23 protein-coding genes are annotated in these 24,056 nt (G+C 73.5%); 15 read left to right on the top strand and 8 right to left on the bottom strand.

The window, feature by feature from the left end:
* The first annotated feature begins 27 nt into the window (after positions 1-27).
* On the top strand, positions 28-201 hold the full coding sequence (locus GA0070562_RS03755; protein ID WP_091416163.1) for a CsbD family protein: 174 nt from the start codon (positions 28-30) through the stop codon (positions 199-201).
* 66 nt (positions 202-267) lie between these two features.
* Here the strand turns inward: GA0070562_RS03755 and GA0070562_RS03760 are convergent, their stop codons facing one another.
* From GA0070562_RS03760 to GA0070562_RS03770, 3 genes are all read right to left on the bottom strand, one after another.
* Positions 268-1,518, bottom strand: coding sequence for an RNA polymerase sigma factor (locus GA0070562_RS03760; RefSeq protein WP_091414840.1), 1,251 nt, complete (start codon positions 1,516-1,518; stop codon positions 268-270).
* Entirely contained in the window at positions 1,515-1,874 is a 360-nt protein-coding gene (locus tag GA0070562_RS03765) for a YciI family protein (RefSeq protein WP_225853158.1), read from the bottom strand. Before GA0070562_RS03765 ends, GA0070562_RS03760 begins: the two co-directional genes overlap by 4 nt.
* 100 nt (positions 1,875-1,974) lie before the next feature.
* Positions 1,975-3,165, bottom strand: a complete 1,191-nt coding sequence (locus tag GA0070562_RS03770; protein WP_091414845.1) for a DUF2786 domain-containing protein — start codon at positions 3,163-3,165, stop codon at positions 1,975-1,977.
* Between the two features lie 138 nt (positions 3,166-3,303).
* Between GA0070562_RS03770 and GA0070562_RS03775 the strand changes: the two genes are divergently transcribed.
* Positions 3,304-4,152 (top strand): DUF3152 domain-containing protein, encoded by an 849-nt coding sequence (locus GA0070562_RS03775; RefSeq protein ID WP_091414847.1) that lies wholly within the window; start codon positions 3,304-3,306, stop codon positions 4,150-4,152.
* Positions 4,153-4,187: 35 nt separating this feature from the next.
* On the opposite strand, the gene GA0070562_RS03780 is transcribed toward GA0070562_RS03775, so the two are convergent.
* Together GA0070562_RS03780 and GA0070562_RS03785 are read right to left on the bottom strand one after the other, a co-directional pair.
* On the bottom strand, positions 4,188-4,613 hold the full coding sequence (locus GA0070562_RS03780; RefSeq protein ID WP_091414850.1) for an ATP-binding protein: 426 nt from the start codon (positions 4,611-4,613) through the stop codon (positions 4,188-4,190).
* 37 nt (positions 4,614-4,650) lie between these two features.
* On the bottom strand, positions 4,651-5,406 hold the full coding sequence (locus tag GA0070562_RS03785) for an SAM-dependent methyltransferase (RefSeq protein ID WP_091414852.1): 756 nt from the start codon (positions 5,404-5,406) through the stop codon (positions 4,651-4,653).
* Between the two features lie 84 nt (positions 5,407-5,490).
* Between GA0070562_RS03785 and GA0070562_RS03790 the strand changes: the two genes are divergently transcribed.
* Positions 5,491-5,709: a hypothetical protein gene (locus GA0070562_RS03790; RefSeq protein WP_073825840.1), complete on the top strand. Its 219-nt coding sequence runs from the start codon at positions 5,491-5,493 to the stop codon at positions 5,707-5,709.
* Between the two features lie 8 nt (positions 5,710-5,717).
* On the opposite strand, the gene GA0070562_RS03795 is transcribed toward GA0070562_RS03790, so the two are convergent.
* A complete protein-coding gene (locus GA0070562_RS03795; protein WP_091414854.1) occupies positions 5,718-6,428 on the bottom strand; it encodes a GAF and ANTAR domain-containing protein in 711 nt (236 codons plus the stop codon).
* A 177-nt stretch (positions 6,429-6,605) separates the two neighbouring features.
* Positions 6,606-6,977, bottom strand: a complete 372-nt coding sequence (locus tag GA0070562_RS03800) for an STAS domain-containing protein (protein ID WP_225853155.1) — start codon at positions 6,975-6,977, stop codon at positions 6,606-6,608.
* Positions 6,978-7,250: 273 nt separating this feature from the next.
* On the opposite strand from GA0070562_RS03800, the gene GA0070562_RS03805 reads away from it, so the two are divergent.
* The 3 genes from GA0070562_RS03805 (at position 7,251) to GA0070562_RS03815 (ending at position 9,775) form a co-directional block, all read left to right on the top strand.
* Positions 7,251-7,955, top strand: a complete 705-nt coding sequence (locus GA0070562_RS03805; RefSeq protein ID WP_091414858.1) for a GAF and ANTAR domain-containing protein — start codon at positions 7,251-7,253, stop codon at positions 7,953-7,955.
* 75 nt (positions 7,956-8,030) lie between these two features.
* Positions 8,031-8,984: an ATP-binding cassette domain-containing protein gene (locus tag GA0070562_RS03810; RefSeq protein WP_091414860.1), complete on the top strand. Its 954-nt coding sequence runs from the start codon at positions 8,031-8,033 to the stop codon at positions 8,982-8,984.
* On the top strand, positions 8,981-9,775 hold the full coding sequence (locus GA0070562_RS03815; protein WP_091414862.1) for an ABC transporter permease: 795 nt from the start codon (positions 8,981-8,983) through the stop codon (positions 9,773-9,775). The genes GA0070562_RS03810 and GA0070562_RS03815 overlap by 4 nt, the downstream gene beginning before the upstream one ends.
* On the opposite strand, the gene GA0070562_RS30855 is transcribed toward GA0070562_RS03815, so the two are convergent.
* A complete protein-coding gene (locus GA0070562_RS30855) occupies positions 9,717-12,959 on the bottom strand; it encodes an ATP-binding protein (protein ID WP_091416166.1) in 3,243 nt (1,080 codons plus the stop codon). The two genes, GA0070562_RS03815 and GA0070562_RS30855, sit on opposite strands and share 59 nt — an antisense overlap.
* A 330-nt stretch (positions 12,960-13,289) precedes the next feature.
* Between GA0070562_RS30855 and kdpF the strand changes: the two genes are divergently transcribed.
* From kdpF to GA0070562_RS03865, 9 genes are all read left to right on the top strand, one after another.
* The gene (kdpF, locus tag GA0070562_RS03825; RefSeq protein ID WP_036343797.1) at positions 13,290-13,379 is read left to right on the top strand and encodes a K(+)-transporting ATPase subunit F; all 90 of its coding nucleotides are present in this window, start codon (positions 13,290-13,292) and stop codon (positions 13,377-13,379) included.
* Complete coding sequence (gene kdpA, locus GA0070562_RS03830) at positions 13,379-15,034, top strand: potassium-transporting ATPase subunit KdpA (protein ID WP_091414864.1); 1,656 nt, start codon at positions 13,379-13,381, stop codon at positions 15,032-15,034. Before kdpF ends, kdpA begins: the two co-directional genes overlap by 1 nt.
* 20 nt (positions 15,035-15,054) lie before the next feature.
* A complete protein-coding gene (gene kdpB / locus GA0070562_RS03835; RefSeq protein ID WP_091414866.1) occupies positions 15,055-17,229 on the top strand; it encodes a potassium-transporting ATPase subunit KdpB in 2,175 nt (724 codons plus the stop codon).
* The gene (locus GA0070562_RS03840; RefSeq protein ID WP_091414868.1) at positions 17,229-18,110 is read left to right on the top strand and encodes a potassium-transporting ATPase subunit C; all 882 of its coding nucleotides are present in this window, start codon (positions 17,229-17,231) and stop codon (positions 18,108-18,110) included. Before kdpB ends, GA0070562_RS03840 begins: the two co-directional genes overlap by 1 nt.
* Positions 18,111-18,180: 70 nt before the next feature.
* A complete protein-coding gene (locus GA0070562_RS03845; RefSeq protein WP_091414870.1) occupies positions 18,181-20,727 on the top strand; it encodes a sensor histidine kinase in 2,547 nt (848 codons plus the stop codon).
* Entirely contained in the window at positions 20,724-21,404 is a 681-nt protein-coding gene (locus tag GA0070562_RS03850; RefSeq protein WP_091414872.1) for a response regulator, read from the top strand. The genes GA0070562_RS03845 and GA0070562_RS03850 overlap by 4 nt, the downstream gene beginning before the upstream one ends.
* A 58-nt stretch (positions 21,405-21,462) precedes the next feature.
* Positions 21,463-22,569 (top strand): magnesium and cobalt transport protein CorA, encoded by a 1,107-nt coding sequence (locus GA0070562_RS03855; RefSeq protein WP_091414874.1) that lies wholly within the window; start codon positions 21,463-21,465, stop codon positions 22,567-22,569.
* A gap of 99 nt (positions 22,570-22,668) precedes the next feature.
* On the top strand, positions 22,669-23,628 hold the full coding sequence (locus tag GA0070562_RS03860; protein ID WP_091414876.1) for an ion transporter: 960 nt from the start codon (positions 22,669-22,671) through the stop codon (positions 23,626-23,628).
* Positions 23,629-23,739: 111 nt separating this feature from the next.
* Positions 23,740-24,009, top strand: coding sequence for a GlsB/YeaQ/YmgE family stress response membrane protein (locus tag GA0070562_RS03865; RefSeq protein WP_091414878.1), 270 nt, complete (start codon positions 23,740-23,742; stop codon positions 24,007-24,009).
* Positions 24,010-24,056 lie beyond the last annotated feature (47 nt).

A 24,056-nucleotide genomic window follows, 5' to 3' on the forward strand; every position in this document is an offset into this window, starting at 1 on the left:
CAGGCAACCGCATCAGTGGAGGTCATCATGGGTCTGGACGACAAGATCGACAACACGTCGCAGGACACCGCTGGCAAGGTCAAGGAGGGCATCGGCCGGGCGACCGACAACGAGCGCCTCGAGGCCGAGGGCCGCAACGACCAGGCCGGCGCCAAGCTCAAGCAGGCCGGCGAGAAGATCAAGGATGCCTTCAAGAGCTGACGTACGCGCAGTGCACGTCGCCGGGCCGGCCCTTCGGGCCGGCCCGGCGTGCTGTCCAGGCGCGGATCAGCGCGGCCGCTCACCGGCCAGGCGGGCGGCGCGTACCTCCAGGTAACGCCGCTCCGGCAGGCTCGTGGTGGCCCGCGCGGCGGCCAGGTACGCGGCCCGCGCCTCCGCACGGTCGCCGGCCATGTCGAGCAGGTGCGCACGGACGGCGGCGAGCCGGTGATGGCCCGCGGTCCGGCCGTCGGCGTCGAGTGTGGCCAGCAGCGCCAGCCCGGCACGCGGGCCGTCCACCATGGCCACCGCGACTGCCTGGTTGAGCGTGACCATCGGGTTCGGCGCGACCCGCTCCAGCACCCGGTAGAGCGCGACGATCTGCCGCCAGTCGGTGTCCTCGGCGGTGGGCGCCTCCGCGTGCACCGCGGCGATCGCCGCCTGCACCTGGTACGGGCCAGGCGCCGACCAGGTGAGCGCCTCGGTCACCAGCGCCACCCCCTCGGCGGCGGCGTCCCGGTCCCACCGGCTGCGGTCCTGCTCGGCCAGCGGCACCAGCTCGCCGTCCGGCCCGGTACGGGCGGCCCGGTGCGCGTCGGTGAGCAGCATCAGCGCCAGCAACCCGGCCACCTCGCCGTCGTCCGGGAGCAGCCGGCGCAGCTCCCGGGTCAGCCGGATGGCCTCCCCGGTCAGCTCGACCCGGTGCAGCGCCTCGCCGCTGGACGCGGTGTGGCCCTCGTTGAAGATCAGGTAGAGCACGCGCAGCACCGCGCCCAGCCGCTCGTCCCGGTCGGCCGGGGACGGCAGCGTGAAACGCGCGCCGGCCGCCTCGATCCGCTGTTTCGCCCTGCGGATCCGCTGGCTCATCGTCGCCTCCGGCACCAGGTACGCGCGGGCGATCTCAGCCGTGCTCAGCCCACCAACGGCGCGCAGCGTGAGCGCCACCTGCCCGCTCACCGGCAACGCCGGATGGCAGCAGAGGAACAGCAGCCGCAACGTGTCGTCGGCGCTGGGCGGCTCCTCGTCGGCGGGCGGGGCGACCGCCGCGTACGCGGGCTGCCGGACCGCCACCGCCACCTCGCGTTCCCGGCGGGCGTGCTCGCTTCGCCACTCGTCGGTGAGCCGGCGCGTGGCGACGGTGACCAGCCAGGAGCGGGGATGGTCCGGCAGGCCCTGCTCCGGCCACTGCACGGCGGCGGCGAGCAGCGCCTCCTGGACGGCGTCCTCGCAGGCGTAGAACTGGCCGTGCCGGCGGACGAGCACGCCGAGGACCTGCGGTGCGAGTTCGCGCAGCAGGTCCTCGACCGCCCGGGAGGTCACATCTCCGTCCCGGCCTGCTCCATCACCGCGCGCACCTCCAGCACGCCGAAACCGTGCCGTACGTCCGGCCAGCGCGCGGCGATCTCGGCGGCCCGCTCCGGGGTCTCGCAGTCGACAGTCAGGTAGCCGGCGAACTGCTCCTTGCTCTCCATGAACGGCCCGTCGGTGATCTCGACGCCGCCGGCGGCCGGGCGTGCCGTGCGGGTCTGCGAGGGGTGGGCCAGCGCCTCGCCGCCGACCAGCTCGCCGGACTCGGTCAGCTCTTTCATGATCTCGTCGACCTCGCCGAAGATCGCGTTGCGTTCCGCCTCGGACAGCTCCTCCACGAAGCCGGGCCGGTTCCAGATCAGCAGCATGTACTTCACGGTGCACTCCTCGGGTGCGGGCCACCGGCGGTGGCGCCTCGCAGACGGGTCGGAGCCGGTCCGCCCGATCCGACATCATCCCCCGGGAAGTTCAGCGACCCCCGCGAAGCGGACGGCGCGCCGGGCGGCCCGGGTCGAGCGAGGCCCGGTCGGCCGCGCTGGTGCCGGAGACCCAGCCCTGCTCGTCACGCACCTGGAGCCGGTGCCGGGTGGTGCCCGGGAAGAGCTGGTCGACGTGTTCCCGGACGGCGTCGGAGCGGGCCGCGAGCACCGGCAGCAGCCGGTCGTCGTCGAGTTCCTCGGCCGCCGCCGTGCTCGCCTCCCGCAGCCGGTCGCCGATGCGCAGCGAGAACGCGTTGAGGAACGACTCGTCGTAGCCCTTGGTGCGCCGCCCGCCGGCCCGGCCACGCTCACCCCGGCCGCGCAGCATCGCGGCGGTGGCCTGCACGAGCAGCGAGGTGTGCAACAGCTCGACCGCCGCCAGGTCGGCCGGGAAGCCGAGCACCGTGGCGAAGCCCAGGTCGTCGGACCAGACCGACTCGCACCGGTTCGCCGCCGCCACCTCCTGGATCAGCAGCGCCTTCGCCGCCGCGTACGGGGCGTCGACGCCGATCCGCACGCCGCCCGGGCCGCCGGAGCGCTCGGCCCCGGCGTCGAGCAGCGCCGCGTCGATGCTGTGCCGGGCCATCAGCTCCTGCGCCTTCGCGGTGAACGCCTCCGCCTCGGCCGGGTAGCCGGTCGACTCGGCCTTGGCCAGCAGCGCGCGTACCCGGTCGAGCATCCGGGAACCGCTCGGCGTCGCGGCGGCAAGTGCGGTGCCCGCCGAGCCGGGCGGCGGGCGGAGCGCCGCGATCGGCGGCAGCCCCGTCACCAGGACGACCGCGTCGACCGCGTCCCGAAGCGCGGTGATCCGGTCGCCGTCGGCCCGCCGGTCCAGCCAGCCCGTGTCGTCGTCCCAGCAGGCGCCGGTCTCGGTGAGCTGTTCGTCGAACCAGGCCGGGACCGGCGCGGGCAGAGTGCGTCGCTGCGCGGCCATCGCGTCGCGCAGCAGGCGGGCGCCGCGCGGGGTGAGCCGCCGGTTGGCGAGCCGGTCGAGGTCGGCGGGCTGCCAGCCACGCGGCCAGAGCCGGCCCACGTCCCGGGTCAGCCGGGCGAGCAGCGCCGCGTCCACCGCCGCGCCGTCGGCCACGACGAGCCCGTCGAGGGCTCGCTCGGCAGCGCGTACGTCGGTGCCGCGCGCGGTCGCGACGGCGGCGTCGAGCAGTCGCTCGGCTGGTGACACGGGTGGCTCTCCCTGGACTCCGACAGGCGGCAGGTCGTCCACCCCGGCACCGACGGTACCCGGCCGCCCGTTCAACCGTCCGGGCCCGGCGTCCGTACTTCTGTCCGGAGCGGGGCGGCGCGACGGACGGAGATCGACGTGGGCGGGCACGAGCGGGGGCTGCACCGGCGACGGCGGAGGTCGCGATCAGGGCGGTTCCTGGCGGTGGTCCTGGTCGGTGCCGCGCTCGCCGCCGGCGGGTACGCCGCGCGGCATCCGGACCTGCTGGACCGCATCGAGGTGCGCCGGACCGTGCCGGCGGCGGCACCGAGCGCGCCCGCACCGGACGCCCGCCCCACGCCGACGGCCGCGCGGACACCGGTCCCGGCGGCCGGCCGGGTGGCCCCCGGCATCGGCTACCCGGCCCGGGGCGCCGGTACGTTCCGGACCGCCGACACGGCCGGCGCGGTCGCCGGTAGCTCCGGCGAGCTGCTGCGCTACCAGGTCGCGGTCGAGGACGGCATCCGCAACGTGGACGTGGAACGCTTCGCCCGGGACGTGGCCGCCACCCTCGCCGACCGGCGCGGCTGGACCGGCGACGGCCGGTGGCGGCTGCAACGGGTGGGCCGCGACGACAGGGCCGACTTCAGGGTGCTGCTCACCACGCCGGTGACGCGGGGGCGGCTGTGCGACGACCCGAGCGACCGCTACACGTCCTGCCGCAACGGCGACCGAGTCGTGATCAACGTGGCCCGCTGGGTGTACGGGGTGCCGCACGTCAGTGACCTCTCCCGCTACCGGCAGTACCTGCTCAACCACGAGGTCGGTCACCGGCTGGGCCGCGGCCACGAGCGCTGCCCCCGAGCCGGCGGCCCGGCGCCGGTGATGGTGCAGCAGACGCTCGGCCTGCACGGCTGCACGCCGAACCCGTGGCCGATCGTGGGCGGCGAACCGCTCGCCGGGCCACCCGGCCAGTACGACGACCCGGTCCCGGCCGGGGACCGCTGAGCCGGACCGGTTGGCCGGGTCGCCCGGCCGGGCCGTCAGCGGGAGAACGAGGCCCAGATGTTCTTGGTCTTGTCGGTGGCGTACCAGCCGACGTCGAGCGAGACCGACTGGGCCAGGAACAGACCCCGCCCACCCGAGTCCGTCGGACTGATGTCGGTCAGCTCCGGCACCGAGCTCACGTCGTGGTCGGCCACGTCGAGCAGGAACTGGTCGTCGGTGGCGAGCAGCGTGATGAGGGTGGGCGGGCGGCCGTGCCGCAGCGCGTTGCTCGCCAGTTCGGTGGCAACCAGCACGACCAGGTGCGGCACCTCGTCGAGGTCCTCACCCTGCACCAGGCCGTGCCGGTTCAGCGCCTCGCGCAGCCACGCGCGCAGGCCGCGCAGATCCTCGGGACTGTCCAGCACCCACCGCTCCAGCTCCGAGGCCTGTGGCGGCGGCGGCGAGGTGCGCAACTGTCCCATGATCTGGCTTTACCCTGCGTAGCCGTTCGTTAAGCAGTCACCGTCGCAACAGCGCGAACACTCCCCACCCCATGTACTCGCGCTGGAAACGGACGTACCGCGGCGGGTCCTCGGTCAGTTCCCGGCGCAGCTCCGGGGCCAGTTCGTCGTCCGGGTTGGCGTCGAGCCAGCGGCGCAGGTTCAGCCAGTGCGCGGCGGCGTACCGGTCCCAGCTGTCCTGGTCGGCGAGGACCATCTCGACCAGGTCCCAGCCGCAGTCGCCGAACGACTCGACCAGGCCGGGCAGGTCCTTGAACTCGTCGCGGGACTGGGCGTGCGAGCCGGTGACCGCCTCGTCGTCCGGCGGGTCACGCCGCCAGTAGGGCTCGCCGACGAGCGCCATGCCGCCCGGCCGCAACGCCCGGCCGAGCAGTTCCAGCGTGCCGGGGACCCCGCCGCCGATCCAGGTCGCGCCGACGCAGGCGGCCACGTCGACCGGCCGCTGCGGGGTGTACGCCGCGGCGTCGCCGTGCACGAACCGTACCCGGTCGGTCACGCCCAGTTCGGCGGCGCGTTCCCGGGCGGCGGCGGTGAAGGCGCTGCTGATGTCGACCCCGGTGCCGGTGATCCCGTGGTCCCGGGCCCAGGTGCAGAGCAGCTCACCCTTGCCGCTGCACAGGTCGAGCACCTCGTCACCGGGGCGCAGCCCGATCGCCCGGCCCAGCGCGGCCAGCTTGGCCTCGTCGAACGGGTTGAGGATCCGCAGGTCGCCCTCGCGGATGGTGAAGCTGCGCGGCAGGTCCGGTGAGGTCATTCGGGGAGCGTGCCGCCGTACGGTCGACGGTGGCAACCGATTTGCGCCTGTGCTGCTCCGGGTCTCCTGCGGTACGGTCACGGCATGGTGGTCGAGGAACACTGGTGGAACGGCGTCAACAACCCGCGCGGACGGCGTGACGTCTACATCTGCACCGACGGAAGCCAGTGGCAGGTCCAGGCGCAGATCGGCGGGGCGTCCGGCCGATCCAAGATCCAGCAATGCCCGAGCCGTGGCTCGGCGAGCATCCTCGCCGGGGCGTGGCGTGCGAGTGGCTCCGGCTGGCGGGCGATGCCGCGCTGACCGCACGCTCAGTCACGAGGGCCGTGCACAGCGCGTTGCACAAGTGACTCGGCGACCTCGCGCAGCTTGCGGTTGGAGTCCTGCGACACCCGGGCCAGGATGGCGAACGCCTCGTCGGCCGAGCAGCGCCGCTGGCCCATGATGATGCCCTTGGCCTGCTCGATCACGGCCCGGCTCTGCATGGCCTCCTGCATCTGCTGAGCCAGCGTCGCGGTGCTCTCGTAGAGGTGGACGTTCGCCAGCGCGATGGCGGCGTATCCGGCCAGCGTCTGCGCCAGCTCGACGTGCTGGTCGAGCACGCCGGTCGCCGCCCCGTAGATGTTGAGCGCGCCGACCATCGCCTCCTGGATGGGCAGGCCGATCGACAGCGAACTGGCCGCGCCCGCCTCGTGCGCCCGCGCCGCCCACTCCGGCCAGCGGCTCTCCGCCGACATGTCCGACACCAGCATGGCCGTGCCCGTGGTGGCGGCGTCCAGGCACGGGCCGCGGCCGTGCGCGTACTGCCACTCGTCGAGGGTCAGCGCCAGCTCGCCGGTGTACGCGGCGGTGTACGCCCGGGTGCCCTGGACCAGGGTCACCGACACCTCGGCGGTGCCGGGGAGGGTGTCCTTTGCGACCTGCGCGATGGTCGACAGCACCACGTCCAGGTCGACCTCGTCGTACTTGATCCGAGCGAGTCTGATCAAGGCGGCGGCGAGGTCGGGGTGGGCGTGCGGCATGAGCTGTGACGTCCTCGGGGAAGCGGCGCCGTCGACCCGGAGGGGGCGGACGGCTGGTGGCGGGGTCGGCCCGTGGTGACGGACCAGCGTCCCGATCCGGACGGATCGGGACCGGCGCGCCGCTTCTTGACGCTCATCGGTGACGCCCCGGCCGGGACGTCACCTACCGGCACAACTCTACGACCCGGTGCCGGTGGGGGCGACAGGACGTGCCGACCGGCCGTGGGCGGCGGGCAGCGCGGGCCGATCGACGACCTCGAACGCGGCAAGCGTGCCGGTGATGTCGAGGACGCGTCGGACCACAGGCGAGAGCCGGCGCAGGACCAGGCGGCGACCGTGCTCGGCCAGCAGCCGCCGGGCGCCGACGAGCGCGTTCGTGCCGTGCGCGCCGAAGAAGCTGACCGCCGACAGATCCACCACCACCAGCGGGGCGCGTGCGGCGACGGCGGTCTCCACCAGTTCGCTCAGCAGGTGCGCGTTGCTGAGGTCCACCTCGCCGGCCACCGAGATCCGGGTCGCATCCTCCAGGGCCTCACAGCTCAGCCACATGATCGGCTCGTCCGGCCGGAACGACCTGGACGCCGTCGGAACATGGTGACAGCCGAAAACCGGCAGATCGGTCGACATGACACCTCCCACCGCGTGGTAAGCGGACGCTCCGGCGGAAACGCCGGGAGCAGGAGGGCACATGGCTTGACCCGGCCCCAAAGATACGCCGATGGGGTGAAGATCGCTGAGCGGACCGCTTGCGGAACCGCCCGCGCTGGGTACGTTTGCCGGAACGACACGTGCCGATGACCTCGACCCGGACAGGACGTGCGCATGGAAGCCCCGCGGATGGACGCCGGCGAAGCGCTCGCCGAACTGAGCCGGATCCGGCTCGACGAGGTCGCGCTCGACGACGTCCTGGCGCGCGTCGCCGGGCTGGCGAACAGGGCCGTCCCGGGCAGCGCGCACGTGTCCGTCTCCCTGACGCAGGCCGGCGCGAACCGGGCCATCGCCCACACCAGCGACCTGGCCCGCAGGCTGGACGAGTGGCAGTACGAGCACGACGACGGCCCCTGCCTCGACGCCTCGGTCAGCGCGACGAGCGTGTCGCTGCCCGACCTGTCCGACGATCCGCGCTGGCCGGGCTGGGCGGCCGAGGCCCGGACGGCGGGCGTGGGTAGTTCGTTGTCGATCGCGTTGCCGATCCAGGAGGCGGTGACCGGGGCGCTGAACCTCTACGGCAGCTCGGCCCACGCCTTCGACAAGTCGTCGATCGACCTGGCGGAGGAGTTCGCCGCGTACGCGGCCGTCGCGCTCGCCAACGCGCACCTCTACGACAGCACCTCGACGCTGGCCCAGCAGATGCGCGAGGCGATGCGCAGCCGAGCCGTGATCGAGCAGGCCAAGGGCATCATCATGGGCCAGCGGCGCTGCTCGGCCGACGAGGCGTTCACCCTGCTCGCCAAGCTTTCCCAGGACTCCAACCGCAAACTGCGCGACGTCGCCGAGGCGCTCGTCGCCCGCGCCGCCGAGCGCTGAGGTCCGCGCCCCTGTCCGGTGGGCGTGAAACCGCCGTGAAACCGCGCTGATCCCCGCCGCCGTCACGGTTACGGCATGACGACGACAACCTCACCGATGGTCGAGGCGACCGGGCTGCGCAAGGCGTACCGGAAGCAGGTCGTGCTCGACGGCATCGACCTGCGCGTACCCGAGGCCACGGTCTTCGCCCTGCTCGGCCCGAACGGCGCCGGCAAGACCACCACAGTGCAGATCCTCTCCACGCTGATCCGACCGGACGGCGGAACCGTGCGCGTCGCCGGCCACGACCTGGCCGCCGAGCCGGACCGGATACGCGCCGCGATCGGCGTGACCGGCCAGTTCTCCGCCGTGGACCCGCTTCTCACCGGCGCGGAGAACCTGCGGCTGATGACCGACCTGCGGCATCTGGGCCGGGTCGAGGGACGGCGGGTGGTGGACGACCTGCTGGCCCGCTTCGACCTGACCGATGCGGCGGACAAGCCGGTGGCCGCGTACTCGGGCGGGATGAAACGGCGGCTCGACCTGGCGATGACGCTCGTCGGCCGCCCCCGGCTGATCTTCCTGGACGAGCCGACCACCGGCCTGGACCCGCGCAGCCGGCGGGCCATGTGGCAGATCGTCCGTGAGCTGGTGACCGGGGGAGTCACCATCTTCCTCACCACGCAGTACCTGGAGGAGGCCGACCAGCTCGCCGACCGGGTCGCGCTGCTCGACGGCGGTCACCTGGTCGCCGAGGGCAGCCCGGCCGAGCTGAAACGGCGCGTTCCCGGCGGCCACGTACGCCTGCACTTCACCGAGCCGGCGCAACTCGCGGCGGCGGCCGGGCTGTTCCCGGCGGCCACCCGGCACGACGACGACCTGACCCTGCGGGTGCCCGGCGACGGCGGCGTCAGCGCAGTGAAGGACCTGCTCGGCCGGCTCGACGCCGCCGGGGTCGCGGTCGAGTCGATGAGCCTGCACACCCCCGACCTGGACGACGTCTTCCTGGCCCTCACCGGCCACCGCACTGAGGAGAAGGTGAACCCATGAGCACGCTCGCCCACACCGTCGGCGACTCGGCGACGATGCTGCGCCGCAACCTCAAGCACGCGATCCGCTACCCGTCGCTGACGGCAGTGGTGATCGCCCTGCCGGTGATCTTCCTGCTGCTGTTCGTCTACGTCTTCGGCGGCACGCTCGGCGACGGCCTGGGCGGTGTCGCCGGTGGCCGGTCCGCGTACGTCGACTACGTGACCCCCGGCATCCTCCTGCTCGCCATGACCGGCGCCGCGCAGGGCACCGCGATCTCGGTGGCCATGGACATGACCGAGGGCATCGTGGCCCGGTTCCGCACCATGTCCATCGCCCGCGCGGCGGTGCTCACCGGGCACGTGGTGGGCGCGGTGACGCAGACGCTGCTCGGGCTCGTGGTGGTCGTCGGGGTGGCCCTGCTCGTCGGTTTCCGGCCGGATGCCGGGCCGGCGCAGTGGCTCGCCGCGGCCGGGCTGCTCACACTCACCGCGTTCGCCATCACCTGGCTGTCGGTCGCGCTGGGCATGGTGCCCAAGAGCGTGGAGAGCGCCAGCAACCTGCCCATGCCGCTGATGCTGCTGCCGTTCCTGGGCAGCGGTTTCGTGCCGACCGACTCGATGCCCGGGTGGCTCGCCTGGTTCGCCGAGCACCAGCCGTTCACCCCGATCATGGAGACGCTGCGCGGGCTCCTCCTGGCCGGTCCGGTCGACGGCGGCGACGCGCTCGCCGCGGTGGCCTGGTGCGCGGGGGTCAGCCTGCTCGGCTACCTGTGGGCGCGCCGCCTGTACGACCGTGATCCGTCCCGCTGAGTTCAGCCACGGCGGCGAGCCGCAGCTCGTCGTGATCCAGTGCGGCGTACGACGCGCGGGCCGCGTCGTACGCCGCAGGGTCGGCGTCCCGCGCCGCCTGCCGGGCCGCCGCCGAGGACATGGTGGGCTGGAAGTTGCGCTGGTAGCCGAAGCGCTCGGCGAGCGCTACCAGCCGGGCGCCCGCCGCGCCGGCGGCCCGGTCCCCGGTACGGCCGGCCCGGTCCAGTTCGACCAGGGCGAGGGCGAGCAGCAGCGACCCGTGGACGGGTAGTTGCACGAGGAAGCCGGGCGCGTCGGCGATCGGATCGGCGAGCAGCGTGGCTGCCTTTCGGCGCAGCGCGTCGGCGAGCCCGGGCACCAGGTGCAGCCGGCCGTGCCGGGCGTGTGCCGCCAGGGCGGCGGCCCGGATCTCCAGGTGCCACGGCGCGTCGCCGGGCGGCCCGGACCAGACGAGCGGGTCCGACGGCGTCCGCAGCCGGTCGAGCGCCTCCCGCCAGCCGGACAACCCGGCCTCGACGTCGCCCCGGCCGAGCGCGAACTCGGCCCGGATGCCGCGCTCGTACGCCCGCATCCCGTACTGGTCGTCCTCGACCGGAGGCGCGTCGTACCGGCCGTCGCAGGCGTCGGTTGTGGCCAGCCGCAACCAGCGTTCCGCCTCGTCGACCTCGCCGAGCCCGAGGTTCACCAGGACCAGGCTCCACCGGATCTGGAGCCGGTCCCACCACGGGCCGGAGTCGGCGAGCAGGTCCAGCGCGGTGGTGAGGTGGTCCCGGGCCTCCGCCGAGCGTTCGGTCTGCATGCACAACTCGCCGATCCGCGAGTGGACGAGCACCCGCAGCCACGGGATCGGCCGGTGGGCCAGCGCGTCCAGCATCCGCCGCGCCGCGTCCAGCGCGTCGTCCGGCCGCCCGGCCTGCTCCAGCAGATAACTGGCCAGGCCGTTCGCCATCGCGGCGACCAGCGGCTGCGGATGCGCGCGCAGCGCGGCGAGCGTGGGCGGGTCGGCCACGATCTCGGGGATCGCGCCCAGGACCGTCGCCATCGCGCCGACCAGGTCGTCCGGCGAGGGCGGCGGCAGCCTCCGCAGCACCACGAGCGAGCGGGTCGCCCGCCGCCCGGCGATCATCAGGGTGTGCGCCACGCCGAGCACGGCGACGGTACGGGCCGGCGCCACGAACTCCGGCGCCGGCCGGTAGTGGGACAACAGGAAGTCGGTGTCGGCCACCAGCGCGAGCATCCGGGTGTAGCTGGTGTCGAGCGTCCACAACGCGGCGAGCGCGGCGGCGACGCCGACCACTGTGGGCGCGTCCGACCGGGCCGAGGCCAGTCGCAGCGCGGCGACGAGATTGTCCTGTTCGGACCGGACCGCCGCCAGGGCGGTGAACGGCTCGGGGCCGAGCAGCGTCTCGTGCTGCCCGAGGCCGAACTCGCAGGCCCAGGCGAGGAACGCCGCCACGACACGGTCCGTCTCGCCGGCCTCGGACCGGCGGGCCGCGCCGAACTCCCGCACCGTCTCCAGCATCCGGAACCGGATCGCCTCCGGGGTCTCCTCCACGCGCAGCAGCGACTGGTCGACCAGATGTTCGAGCACCGGCAGCGCGTCGTCGCCCAGCACCCGGTCGGCCGCCGCCGTGGTGAAGCCGTCGGGGAACACCGACAGCGCCCGCAGCGCCGCCCGGCCTTCCGGCCGCAGCAGGTTCCAGCTCCAGTCGACCACCGCGTGCAGCGTGTGGTGGCGCGGTGGGGCGTCCCGTGGGCCGTCGCGCAGCAGGCCGAACCGGTCGTCGAGCCGCCGGGCCAGCTCCGGCACGCTCATCGCCCGGACCCGTGCGGCGGCCAGCTCGATCGCCAGCGGCATCCCGTCCAGGTGCCGGCACACCTCGGCCACCTGGTCGGCCGGGAGCACCACGCCCGGCCGGGCGGCGCGGGCGCGCTGCGTGAACAGCTCCACAGCGGTGTCCGGCGGCAGCTCGGGCAATGCGTGCACCGCCTCCGAGGTCAACCCCAGCGGGGTGCGGCTGGTGGTCAGCACCCGCAGCTCCCGTGTCGTCGCCACCAGCGCCGCCACCAGCTCGGCGACGCCCCGGACCACCTGTTCGCAGTTGTCCAGCACCAGCAGCACCGGCCCGGCGCCGAGCGCCGCCACGATCGCGGCGGCCGGATCGGCGGGCACCGGCAGCGCGCCGACCGGGCCGGCCACCGGCTCGCCGACCCCCAGCGCCGCCGCGACCGCGTCCGGCACGTCGGCGTCGTCACCGACCGCGCCGAGCGCGACAAGGCGTATGCTCCGCTGCGGCGCGCGCCGGGCCACCGCGTACGCGAGCCGGGTCTTGCCCAGCCCGCCGGGACCGACGATCGAGACCACCCGGGAGCCGGTCAGCAGGGACTCCACGGCGCCCAGGTCGTCGTCGCGGCCGAGCAGCGGGTTCGGCTCGTACGGGATGCCGGGCCGGGCCACCCGGCCCTCCCCGTCGAGCAGTTCCCGGTGCAGCTCGCGCAGCGCCGGCCCGGGGTCGGCGCCCAGCTCGTCGCGGAGCGAGCGGCGGTAGTCGTCGTACCGGGTCAGCGCCGCCGACCGGCTGGTCACCGCCGCTTCGCAGCGGAGCAGCTCGGCCAGCAGCTCCTCGTCGTGGCGGCTCCCGGCGGCCAGCGCGGCGAGCCCGGGCAGCGCCTCCGCCGGCCGGCCGAGCCGGGACAACGCGATCGCCCGGGCCCGGGACAGCGCGCGGTACGTGGCCGCCCGGTCCGCGCGCAACGCGGTGAGCGGATCGCCCTGGCCCGGCTCGTCGCCCGGCGGACCGGCCCAGTACGCCAGCCCCGCCTCGGCCTCGGCCAGCGCGTCCGCGTGCTCACCGGCCCGGGCCCGCCGCGCCGCCGCCTCCGCGTGCCGCAGCACCGCCGCCGCGTCCACCTGTGCGTCGGTGAGCGCCAGCCGGTAGCCGGTGGCGGTCCGCACGATCAGGTCGGCGCCCAGCTCGGCGCGGGCCCGGGACACCAGGATCTGCAACGCCTTCACCGGGTGCCGGGGCGGTTCGTCCGGCCAGAGCGCCTCGACCAGCGCGCCGGCGCCGCAGCCCGCCCCGAGCCGCCCGGCGAGCAGCGCCAGCAGCCCGCGCAGCCGGGCCCCACCGACCGGCACACCCCGGCAGACCACGTCCGACAGCAGGGTCAGTTCGGTGGCCACCGGGCCAGCGTAGGCGGCGGACCGGCCCGTCACGGCCCCCGCGCGGACGAGCCGGCGTCCGAAGAGCGACGGTGCGTCGCGTGACCCCGGTCATCGGCCACGGAGGCGGCGTGAAAAGCGCGTCAAGAAACCGTGGCCGCGCGTGATGGTCGCGTCAAAGCCCCTGTCCGTCCGGCGGATACGGCGTTGTGATTGCCCGGCGCGGCCGGGAGGCGGTCGCGAGGACATCTTCCGCTAGGAGAGATCAGCCGTGTCTGACGTGCTGTTCGTGTTGCTGACGGTGGGGCTGTTCGCGGCGCTCGCCCTCGTGGTGAGGGGTGTGGAGAAGCTGTGAGCGCCGTCAACGCCGTCGGCTTGGTGCTGGCGATCGGTCTGGGCGTGTTCCTGGTCGTCGCCCTGCTGTTCCCGGAGCGCTTCTGATGAGCATGACCACAGCCGGCGTGCTCTTCGTCCTGTCGCTGGTGGCGGCGCTGGTCGCCGTGCACCGGCCGTTCGGCGACCACATGTACCGCGTGGTCGCCGGCACCCGGTCGTCCCGGGTCGAGCGGGGGATCTACCGCCTGGTCGGGGTCGACCCGGCCGCCGAGCAGACCTGGGGCGTGTACGCCCGCTCGGTGCTGGCCTTCTCGGCCGTCTCCCTGCTGTTCCTGTACGCGTTCCAGCGCCTGCAGAACCACCTGTGGCTCTCGCTGGGATTCGACCCGGTGGTGCCGCACGGCGCCTGGAACACCGCCGTGTCGTTCGTGACCAACACGAACTGGCAGTGGTACTCGGGTGAGTCGACGATGGGCCATCTGGTGCAGATGGCCGGCCTGGCGGTGCAGAACTTCGTCTCGGCCGCCGTCGGCATCGCCGTGGCGGTGGCGCTCGTCCGGGGCTTCGCCCGCAGCCGTACCGGCGAGTTGGGCAACTTCTGGGTCGACCTGACCCGGGTCACCCTGCGGATCCTGCTGCCGATCGCGGTGCTCGGCGCGCTCGCGCTGATGCTCGGCGGGGTGGTGCAGAACCTGTCCGGCGGCACCGACGTGACCACGCTGACCGGCGGCGCCCAGACCGTCACCGGCGGGCCGGTGGCGAGCCAGGAGGTCATCAAGGAGCTGGGCACCAACGGCGGCGGCTTCTACAACGCCAACAGCGCCCACCCGTTCGAGAACCCGACCGCGTGGACGAACTGGCTGGAGATCTTCCTGATCCTGGTGATCCCGTTCAGTCTGCCCCGGGTCTTCGGCCGGATGGTGGGGCAGAAGCGGCAGGGCTACGCGATCGTCGCCGTCATGGCGATCCTGGCGCTCGCCGGCATCGCCCTCACCAACGTCTTCGAGCTGACCGGCGACGGCACGGTGCCGCAGGCGGTCGGCGCGGCGCTGGAAGGCAAGGAGGTGCGCTTCGACGTGTCGAACTCCGCCACGTTCGCGGCGGCCACCACGCTCACCTCGACCGGCGCGGTGAACTCGTTCCACGACTCGTACACCGCGCTGGGCGGGATGATGACGCTCGGCAACATGATGCTCGGCGAGGTCGCACCCGGCGGCGTCGGCGCCGGCCTGTACGGGCTGCTGATCCTCGCGGTGATCACGGTGTTCGTGGCCGGCCTGATGGTCGGGCGCACCCCGGAGTACCTGGGCAAGAAGATCGGCTCGCGCGAGATCAAGCTCGCCTCGATGTACTTCCTGGTCACCCCGGCGCTGGTGCTCACCGGCACCGCCGCCGCGTTCGCCACCGGCAACGCCTCGACAGCGCTCAACGCCGGGCCGCACGGACTGTCCGAAGTGCTCTACGCGTTCACCTCGGCCAGCAACAACAACGGCTCCGCGTTCGCCGGCCTCACCGTGAACACGCCGTGGTGGAACACCGCGCTCGGGCTCTGCATGCTGCTCGGCCGGTTCCTGCCGGTCATCTTCGTGCTCGCGCTGGCCGGCTCGCTGGCCCGCCAGCAACCCACACCCGCCTCCGAGGGCACCCTGCCGACCCACCGGCCGCTGTTCGTCGGCATGGTCGTCGGCGTCACAGTGGTCCTCGTCGCGCTCACCTTCCTTCCCGCACTCGCGCTCGGCCCGCTGGCCGAAGGGCTGTGACCACCATGAGAGACAAGGACATGACCGCACCTCTCCAGACCGCCGACGCGCCGGTCCCCGGCACGCCGGGCCGCCGCGACGACCGGGTCGGCGGCGGACTGCTCGACCCGAAGCAGTTGCTCGCCTCGCTGCCGGACGCGCTGCGCAAGCTCGACCCGCGCACGCTGTGGCGCAACCCGGTGATGCTGATCGTGGAGATCGGCGCGCTGTTCACCACAGTGCTCGCGGTGGCCGACCCGTCGGTCTTCGCGATCGCGATCACCGTCTGGCTCTGGCTCACCGTGATCTTCGCGAACCTGGCCGAGGCGGTCGCCGAGGGGCGCGGCAAGGCGCAGGCCGACACGCTGCGCCGGGCCAAGCAGGACAGCGTCGCCACCCGCCTGGTCGGCTGGACGCCCGGTGCCGCCGCGAACGGGTACCGGGACGAGGCGGTGCCCGCGCCGCAACTGCGGCAGGGCGACGTCGTCCTGGTCGAGGCGGGGCAGGTCATCCCGGGCGACGGCGACGTGGTCGAGGGCATCGCCAGCGTCGACGAGTCGGCGATCACCGGCGAGTCCGCCCCGGTGATCCGGGAGTCCGGCGGCGATCGCAGCGCGGTCACCGGCGGGACCCGGGTCCTCTCCGACCGGATCGTCGTCCGGATCACGCAGAAGCCCGGCGAGAGCTTCATCGACCGGATGATCGCGTTGGTCGAGGGCGCCAACCGGCAGAAGACGCCGAACGAGATCGCGCTGAACATCCTGCTGGCCGCGCTGACGATCATCTTCCTGCTCGCCGTCGTCACGCTCCAGCCCATGGCGATCTTCGCGAAGGGCTACCAGGCCGCCGCGTCCGACACCGCGGCGATCACCGACTCCGGCGTCACCGGCGTCGTCCTGGTGTCGCTGCTGGTCTGCCTCATCCCGACCACCATCGGTGCGCTGCTGTCCGCTATCGGCATCGCCGGCATGGACCGGCTCGTGCAGCGCAACGTGCTGGCGATGAGCGGCCGGGCGGTCGAGGCGGCGGGCGACGTCAACACGCTGCTGCTGGACAAGACCGGCACGATCACGCTCGGCAACCGGCAGGCCGCCGAGTTCCTGCCGGTGACCGGCGTGGACGCCGCCACGCTCGCCGACGCGGCGCAACTGTCCAGCCTCGCCGACGAGACACCAGAGGGCCGGTCGGTGGTGGTGCTCGCCAAGAACGAGTACGGGCTGCGCGAGCGCGAGCCCGGCCTCATCCCGCACGCCACGTTCGTGCCGTTCACCGCGCAGGCCCGGATGAGCGGCGTCGACCTGGACGCCGGCGGCGACGTCCGGCGCGTCCGCAAGGGTGCCGCCGCCGCGGTGACGAAGTGGGTACGCGACAACGGCGGCCGCCCGACCGAGCAGGTCGGTGAACTGGTCGACGCGATCAGCGGCACCGGCGGCACGCCGCTCGTGGTGGCCGAGCACGTGGCCGGGGAGCCGGCCCGGGCGCTCGGCGTCATCCACCTCAAGGACGTGGTGAAGGCCGGGATGCGGGAGCGCTTCGACGAGATGCGCCGGATGGGCATCCGGACCGTGATGATCACCGGTGACAATCCGCGTACCGCGAAGGCGATCGCCGACGAGGCGGGCGTGGACGACTTCCTCGCCGAGGCCACGCCGGAGGACAAGCTCGCGCTGATCCGCAAGGAGCAGGAGGGCGGCCGGCTCGTCGCCATGACCGGCGACGGCACCAACGACGCGCCCGCGCTTGCCCAGGCGGACGTCGGCGTCGCCATGAACACCGGCACGTCGGCCGCGAAGGAGGCCGGCAACATGGTCGACCTCGACTCGGACCCGACCAAGCTGATCGAGATCGTGGAGATCGGCAAGCAGTTGCTGATCACCCGGGGCGCGCTGACGACGTTCAGCATCGCCAACGACATCGCGAAGTACTTCGCGATCATCCCGGCCATGTTCGCCGGCATCTACCCCTCGCTGGACCGGCTGAACGTCATGCGCCTGGCCGGTCCCGAGTCGGCGATCCTCTCCGCCGTCGTCTTCAACGCGATAGTCATCGTGGCGCTGATCCCGCTGGCCCTGCGCGGCGTGCGCTACCGCCCGGCCAGCGCCTCGATGCTGCTGCGCCGCAACCTGTGGCTCTACGGCCTCGGCGGCATCGTGGTGCCGTTCGCCGGCATCAAGCTCATCGACCTGCTCGTCCAGTTCGTCCCGGGGATCTCGTGATGCGCCTTCCCAGTTGGCTCTCCCAGCACCTGGCCGCCCTGCGCGCGGTGCTCGTCTTCACCGTGCTGCTCGGCCTGGTCTACCCGCTCGCCCTGGTCGCCGTGGGCCGGTTGCCCGGCCTCGACGGCAGGGCGGACGGCTCACTGCTCACCGTCGGCGACCGGACCGTCGGCAGCTCGCTGATCGGCCAGTCGTTCACCGACGCGGACGGCAACCCGATCCCGCGCTACTTCCAGTCCCGCCCGTCGGCCGCCGGGGACGGCTACGACCCGACCGCCACCGCGGCGGGCAACCTCGGCCCGGAGAGCGTGGTGGACACGCTCACCGGCGACGAGGAGACCTCGGCGCAGAGCCTGCTCACCCAGGTCTGCGCGCGCAGCAAGGCGGTCGGCGAACTGGACGGCGTGGACGGGCGGCGCCCGTACTGCACGCCGGACGGGGTGGGCGCGGTGCTGGCCGTGTTCCGCGCCCACGGTCTCACCGGCCGGATCACCCGCGTGGTGAGCGTCAACCAGGCCGCGCCCGCGACGCTGTTCGTCACCACCTGGCAGGGCGTACCGGTGGAGGCGGCGCGGCCCGGTCACGACTACGTGGCCGAGGGCGGCATCGTCACCCCGGTACGCGGGGATGCCCCGGCGCGCCCCGCCGTACCGGCCGACGCGGTCACCGCCAGTGGCAGCGGCCTCGACCCGCACATCTCCCCGGCGTACGCCCGGATCCAGGTGGCCCGGGTGGCGCGGGAGCGCGGCGCGGACCCGGCGGCGGTGCGGCGGCTGGTCGCGGAGCACACCACCGGGCGGGCGCTGGGCTTCATGGGCCAGCCCGGCGTGAACGTGCTGGAACTCAACCTCGCGCTCGACGAGGCGTTCCCGGCGCGCTGACGCGACAGCGACCGCGGCGGCACCGGGAACAGCCGGGGCCGCCGCGGGCCGGTCAGGGAGGATGGACGCTGTGGGCAGGGGTGAACTGCGGATCTATCTCGGGGCCGCCCCGGGCGTCGGCAAGACGTACGCCATGCTCGAGGAGGCCCAGCGCCGGGCCGAGCGCGGCACCGACGTGGTGATCGGCCTGGTCGAGACGCACGGCCGCCGGCACACCGCCGAGATGATCGGCGACCTGGAGGTGGTGCCGCGCCGGTCGATGACCTACCGGGGCGTCGAGTTCACCGAGATGGACCTGGACGCGGTGCTGGCCCGGCGGCCCGAGGTGGCCGTGGTGGACGAGCTGGCCCACACCAACGTGCCCGGCTCCCGCCACGACAAGCGCTGGCAGGACGTGCAGGAGCTGCTCGACGCCGGGATCAGCGTGCTCTCCACCGTCAACGTGCAGCACCTGGAGTCGCTCACCGACGTGGTCGCGCAGATCACCGGCACCACCCAGCGGGAGACCGTGCCGGACCAGGTGGTCCGCGCCGCCGGGCAGGTCGAGCTGGTGGACATGACGCCGGAGGCGCTGCGCCGCCGGATGGCGCACGGCAACATCTACCGACCCGACAAGATCGACGCCGCGCTCGGCAACTACTTCCGGGTCGGCAACCTCACCGCGCTGCGCGAACTGGCACTGCTCTGGCTGGCCGGCAAAGTCGACGAACAGCTCGACGCGTACCGGGCCCAGCAGGGCATCTCCGACACCTGGGAGGCGCGGGAACGGGTGGTCGTCGCGCTCACCGGCGGCCCGGAGGGCGAGACCCTGATCCGCCGCGCCGCCCGGATCGCCGCCCGCAGCAAGGGCGCCGACCTGCTCGCCGTGCACGTGGCCCGCAGCGACGGGCTGGCCGGCGCCGACCCGGCCCAACTCGCCCGGCAGCGGGTGCTGGTGGAGAGCCTCGGCGGCACATACCACCAGGTGCTCGGCACCGACATCCCGGCGTCGCTGCTCGACTTCGCCCGGGGCGTCAACGCCACCCAGCTCGTGCTCGGCGCGAGCCGCCGGGGCCGGTTCGCGCAGGTGTTCGCCCGGGGCGTCGGGGTGACCACCACCGCGCTGTCCGGTCCGATCGACGTGCACCTGGTCACCCACCCGCAGGCCGGGCGCGGACGCCGGGGCACGGCGGTGCCCGCCGCGCTGTCCCGGCGCCGGCGGCTGATCGGGTACGCGCTCGCGGTGCTCGGCATGCCGCTGCTCACGCTCGTGCTGCGGACGCTGCCCGACCTCACCCTCACCAACGACATCCTGCTGTTCCTCGCCGGTGTGGTGGGCGTGGCGCTGGTCGGCGGACTCTGGCCCGCGCTGGTCGCGGCGCTCGGCGGCTCGCTGCTGCTCAACTGGTTCTTCACTCCGCCGTACCGGACGCTGACCATCGCCGAGGCGGACAACCTGCTCGCCCTGGGCGTGTTCGTGGGCGTCGCCATCGCGGTGAGCTGGGTGGTCGACGTGGCGGCCCGGCGTACCCGGGAGGCGGCGCGGGCATCCGCCGACGCGCAGACCCTGGCCACGGTCGCGGGCAGTGTGCTGCGCGGCGAGCGGCCGCTGCCCGCGCTGCTGGACCGGCTGCGGGAGACGTTCGGGCTGCGCGCGGTGAGCGTGCTGGAGCTGACCGACGAGGCCGGGGGACGCCCGGCCCGCGCCCGGGAGGCGGACGCCTGGCGGGTGGTGGCGAGCGTCGGCGAGCGGCCGCCGGGCAGCCCGAGCGCGGGCGAGACGGTGGTGCCGGTCGACGACCGGCTCAGCGTGGTGCTCGCCGGCCGGCGGCTGGAGGCGGCCGACCGGCGGGTGGTCGAGGCGTTCGCCGCGCAGGCCGCCGTGGCGCTGCGCCAGGAACGGCTGGCCGAGGAGGCCGCCACCGCCCGCCCGCTCGCCGCCGCCGACCGGATGCGGACCGCGCTGCTCGCGGCGGTCAGCCACGACCTGCGTACGCCGCTGGCCTCGGCCAAGGCGGCGGTGAGCAGCCTGCGCAGTCACGACGTCGAGTTCGACGCGGACGACCGGGAGGAACTGCTGGCCACCGCCGACGAGTCGCTGGACCGGCTGGGCCGGCTGGTTGCGAACCTGCTGGACATGAGCCGGTTGCAGGCCGGCGCGCTGGGCGTGAGCGCCACCGCGATCGGCTTGGAGGACGCCGTACCCCTGGCGCTCGACGAGCTGGGCCCGGCGGCGGCCGAGGTGACCACCGACATCCCGGCCGACCTGCCGGCGGCGCTGGCCGACCCGGGCCTGCTGGAGCGGGTGCTGGTCAACATCGTGGCGAACGCGCTGCGGCACAGCCCACGAGGCCGGCCGCCGACGATCACCGGCAGCGCGCACGCCGGGCAGGTCGAGCTGCGGGTGATCGACACCGGGCCGGGCATCCCGGAAGACCAGTGGGAGCACGTCTTCCTGCCGTTCCAGCGCCTCGGCGACCGGGACAACCAGACCGGGGTGGGCCTGGGACTCGCGCTGTCCCGCGGGCTCGCCGAGGCGATGGGTGGCAGCATCACCCCGGAGACCACGCCCGGTGGCGGTCTCACCATGGTGCTGCGGCTGCCGGCCGCCACCCAGCCGGAGGGGCCGCGGGAATGACCCGGATCCTGGTCGTCGACGACGAGCCGCAGATCCTGCGCGCGCTGCGGATCAACCTGCGGGCCCGGGGCTACGACGTCGAGGTGGCCGACAGCGGCGCCGCCGCGCTCAAGGCCGCCGCCGGTCACCCGCCGGACCTGGTGGTGCTCGACCTCGGCCTGCCCGACCTGGACGGCACCGAGGTCATCCGGGGCCTGCGCGGCTGGACCGCCGTGCCGATCATCGTGCTCTCCGGCCGGGCCGGCAGCGAGGACAAGGTGGCCGCGCTCGACGCGGGCGCCGACGACTACGTGACCAAGCCGTTCGGGGTCGACGAACTGCTCGCCCGCATCCGGGCGGTGACCCGGCGGCTCGCCCCGGCCTCGCCCGCCGTGCCCGCGCTGCGGATCGGCCGCAACACCGTCGACCTGGCCGACCGGACCGTCACCCGGGACGACGGCGTCGAGGTCAAGCTCACCCCCACCCAGTGGGCCATGCTGGAGAAGCTGCTGCGCAACCCGGGCAAGCTGGTCAGCCAGCGCCAGTTGCTGCACGACGTGTGGGGACCGGAGTACCACCACGAGACGAACTACCTGCGGCAGTACATGGCCCAGTTGCGGCGCAAGCTGGAGGACGACCCGGCCCGGCCCCGCCACCTGATCACCGAGCCGGGGATGGGCTACCGCTACCGCCCCTGACGTTTGCGCGAGCCTCGGCGGGGGACTCGGCGAGCCGGCCGAGCAGCGGGGGAGGGGCATGGCGGACAACCGGTCCTCGGAGGGGTTCGGCCGGCGCCTGGACGAGCACGCCATCGACGCCGGCGCGGCCGAGCCGGAGCGCCCCGACGGGCTGGTCGACAGCGGCGTCTACGTCGGCGGCGTACGCCTGGCTTCGCCGGTCAGCCTCGCCGACACGTACCGCTGCCTGCAACAGCTCGACGACGCGATGGCCTGGATCGGGCTGCGCCGGCCGGGCCGTGAGCAGATCGCCTCGCTCGCCGCCGAGTTCCAGCTTCCCGACCTGGCCGTCGAGGACGCGATCAACGCCCACCAGCGCCCCAAGCTGGAACGGTACGGCGACACCCTGTTCGTGGTGCTGCGCGCCGCCCGCTACCTGGACGAGCGGGACGCGGTCGAGTTCGCCGAGCTGCACCTGTTCCTCGGCCCCGGTTTCGTGATCACCGTCCGGCACGGCGGCACGCCCGACCTGGCCGGGGTACGGCGGCGGCTGGAGGCGGAACCCGAGGTGCTCGCACTCGGCCCGGAAGCCGTGCTCTACGCCGTGCTCGACCGGGTGGTGGACGGTTACGCGCCGGTGGTCGCCGGGCTGGAGAACGACATCGACGAGATCGAGACCGGTGTGTTCGGCGGCGACCCGAACGCCAGCCGCCGCATCTACGAGCTGAGCCGCGAGGTGATCCAGTTCCAGCGAGCCGCCCGGCCGCTGCTGAAGGTGGTCGACGCGCTCGCTCACGGCTTCGACAGGTACGGCACGGACGAGGAACTGCGCCGCCGGCTGCGCGACGTGGCCGACCACCTGACCCAGGTGGTGGAGCGGGTGGACGGGTTCCGGCACCTGCTCCAGAACATCCTCACCGTCAACGCCACACTGGTCTCGCAGGCGCAGAACGAGGAGATGCGCAGCCTGACCGCGGCGAGCTTCGAGCAGAACGAGGAGATCAAACGGGTCTCCGCGTGGGCGGCGATCCTGTTCGCGCCCACCCTGATCGGCACCGTCTACGGGATGAACTTCACCCACATGCCGGAGCTGGACTGGCGGTTCGGCTACCTGTTCGCGGTGGCCCTGATGCTGGCCGTCTGCGCCGCGCTCTACCTGCTGTTCAAGCGCCGCGGCTGGCTGTGAGCCCGGCCGGGCGCGCCTCGGCCGGAACAGTTCACCGTCGGTGATCCACTAGAGTGTCCGGGTGGCTACCCCCTGTCGTCCGCACGTCGGCCGGTTCTCGTGTGCCGGAGGGGAACGCTGATCGGGGACACGGTTCCGGCACCGCGCGGCGGGCGCCGGACCGCCACCGGAAAACGCGGGCTGGCCGGCCACTGTGCACGGCTCGTCGCGTCCCGGCCGTTCGAGGTGGCCATCGTGGTGCTCATCATGGCCAACGGGGTCGTGCTGGGCATCGAGACGTACCGGGACCTCGGCGCCGCCGGGCCGGTACTGCGGTGGACGGAATGGATGTTCCGGGCGGTCTTCGTCGTGGAGATCACCATCCGGGTGCTCGCGTACGGCCGCCGCCCGCAGGACTTCTTCCGGCACGGCTGGAACGTCTTCGACCTGCTGGTCACCGCGGCCATATTCATCCCGGGCCTGCACGGCGACTCCGCGGTGCTGCGATTCATCCGGGTCGCCCGGGTGCTGCGCCTGGTCCGCTTCTCGCCCGGCCTGCGGACCATCGTCGCGGCGCTGTGGCGCAGCCTGCCCGGCGTCGCGGGTTTCCTCGCGCTCGCCGCCGTCACGCTCTACGTGTACGGAATGGCGGGCTGGCTGATCTTCGGCGACCGCTACCCCGAGCAGTACGGCGACATCGGCCGCTCGCTCGTCACGCTGTTCGTGCTGCTGTCCCTGGAGACGCTGCCGGACCTGCTGGAACAGGGTCTGGAGGTGTCGCCGTGGACGCTGCTCTACTACGTCAGCTTCGTGATGATCGCGGTCAACCTCCTGCTGAACATCCTCATCGCCGTCATCGTCAACTCGATGGAGGAGGCGCGCCGGCTGGAGATGACCGAGGGGCTGGCCTCGGACTACGACTCCGACGGGGACGGGATACCGGACGAGGTGGACCGGATCGCGATCAGCCAGCGCCTGGACGACCTGCGGATGGTGATCGCCGAGCTGGAGCGGGAACTGCGCATCGACCGGGAGGAGGCACCGGGTGCACCCCGCCGCCGTCAGCCCTCGGAGCACTGATCAGGGACGGTCATGACAGTTCCGTGACGAAAGCCGCTCCCGGGTTTGGCCGGGTGGTTGATCGGGGCAACCAGCGAGGCGTCAACACATCCGAGGGAAGGGACGCCTCTCGTGGAGATCACGGGCTTCTTCACCGCGCTCATCATCGGCCTCGTCATCGGTGCGCTCGGGCGCCTGGTGGTGCCGGGCAAGCAGAACATCCCGATCTGGCTGACCCTGCTCATCGGTGTGGTCGCCGCGTTCGTCGGCACCCTGGTGGCCGGCGCGTTCGGCGTCGACGACACCGCCGGCATCGACTGGATCGAGCTGGCGCTCCAGGTGGCCTTCGCCGCCATCGGCGTCGCCGTCTTCGCCGGCCTGTACGGTCGTCGCCGCGTCTGACGCATGCGCCGGGGCCGCTTCCGCACGTCGCGGAAGCGGCCCCGTCG

Source organism: Micromonospora tulbaghiae (genome assembly GCF_900091605.1).
Classification (GTDB): Bacteria; Actinomycetota; Actinomycetes; order Mycobacteriales; family Micromonosporaceae; genus Micromonospora; species Micromonospora tulbaghiae.

What these genes read in the sequence shown, in the direction of transcription:
- GA0070562_RS03755 (WP_091416163.1), top strand. Translation starts at nt 28, where the DNA reads ATGGGTCTGGACGACAAGATCGACAACACGTCGCAGGACACCGCTGGC.
- GA0070562_RS03765 (WP_225853158.1), bottom strand. Translation starts at nt 1,874, where the DNA reads ATGCTGCTGATCTGGAACCGGCCCGGCTTCGTGGAGGAGCTGTCCGAG.
- GA0070562_RS03780 (WP_091414850.1), bottom strand. Translation starts at nt 4,613, where the DNA reads ATGGGACAGTTGCGCACCTCGCCGCCGCCGCCACAGGCCTCGGAGCTG.
- GA0070562_RS03785 (WP_091414852.1), bottom strand. Translation starts at nt 5,406, where the DNA reads ATGACCTCACCGGACCTGCCGCGCAGCTTCACCATCCGCGAGGGCGAC.
- GA0070562_RS03790 (WP_073825840.1), top strand. Translation starts at nt 5,491, where the DNA reads ATGGTGGTCGAGGAACACTGGTGGAACGGCGTCAACAACCCGCGCGGA.
- GA0070562_RS03795 (WP_091414854.1), bottom strand. Translation starts at nt 6,428, where the DNA reads ATGCCGCACGCCCACCCCGACCTCGCCGCCGCCTTGATCAGACTCGCT.
- GA0070562_RS03800 (WP_225853155.1), bottom strand. Translation starts at nt 6,977, where the DNA reads ATGTGGCTGAGCTGTGAGGCCCTGGAGGATGCGACCCGGATCTCGGTG.
- GA0070562_RS03805 (WP_091414858.1), top strand. Translation starts at nt 7,251, where the DNA reads ATGGAAGCCCCGCGGATGGACGCCGGCGAAGCGCTCGCCGAACTGAGC.
- GA0070562_RS03810 (WP_091414860.1), top strand. Translation starts at nt 8,031, where the DNA reads ATGACGACGACAACCTCACCGATGGTCGAGGCGACCGGGCTGCGCAAG.
- GA0070562_RS03815 (WP_091414862.1), top strand. Translation starts at nt 8,981, where the DNA reads ATGAGCACGCTCGCCCACACCGTCGGCGACTCGGCGACGATGCTGCGC.
- kdpA (WP_091414864.1), top strand. Translation starts at nt 13,379, where the DNA reads ATGAGCATGACCACAGCCGGCGTGCTCTTCGTCCTGTCGCTGGTGGCG.
- kdpB (WP_091414866.1), top strand. Translation starts at nt 15,055, where the DNA reads ATGACCGCACCTCTCCAGACCGCCGACGCGCCGGTCCCCGGCACGCCG.
- GA0070562_RS03840 (WP_091414868.1), top strand. Translation starts at nt 17,229, where the DNA reads ATGCGCCTTCCCAGTTGGCTCTCCCAGCACCTGGCCGCCCTGCGCGCG.
- GA0070562_RS03850 (WP_091414872.1), top strand. Translation starts at nt 20,724, where the DNA reads ATGACCCGGATCCTGGTCGTCGACGACGAGCCGCAGATCCTGCGCGCG.
- GA0070562_RS03855 (WP_091414874.1), top strand. Translation starts at nt 21,463, where the DNA reads ATGGCGGACAACCGGTCCTCGGAGGGGTTCGGCCGGCGCCTGGACGAG.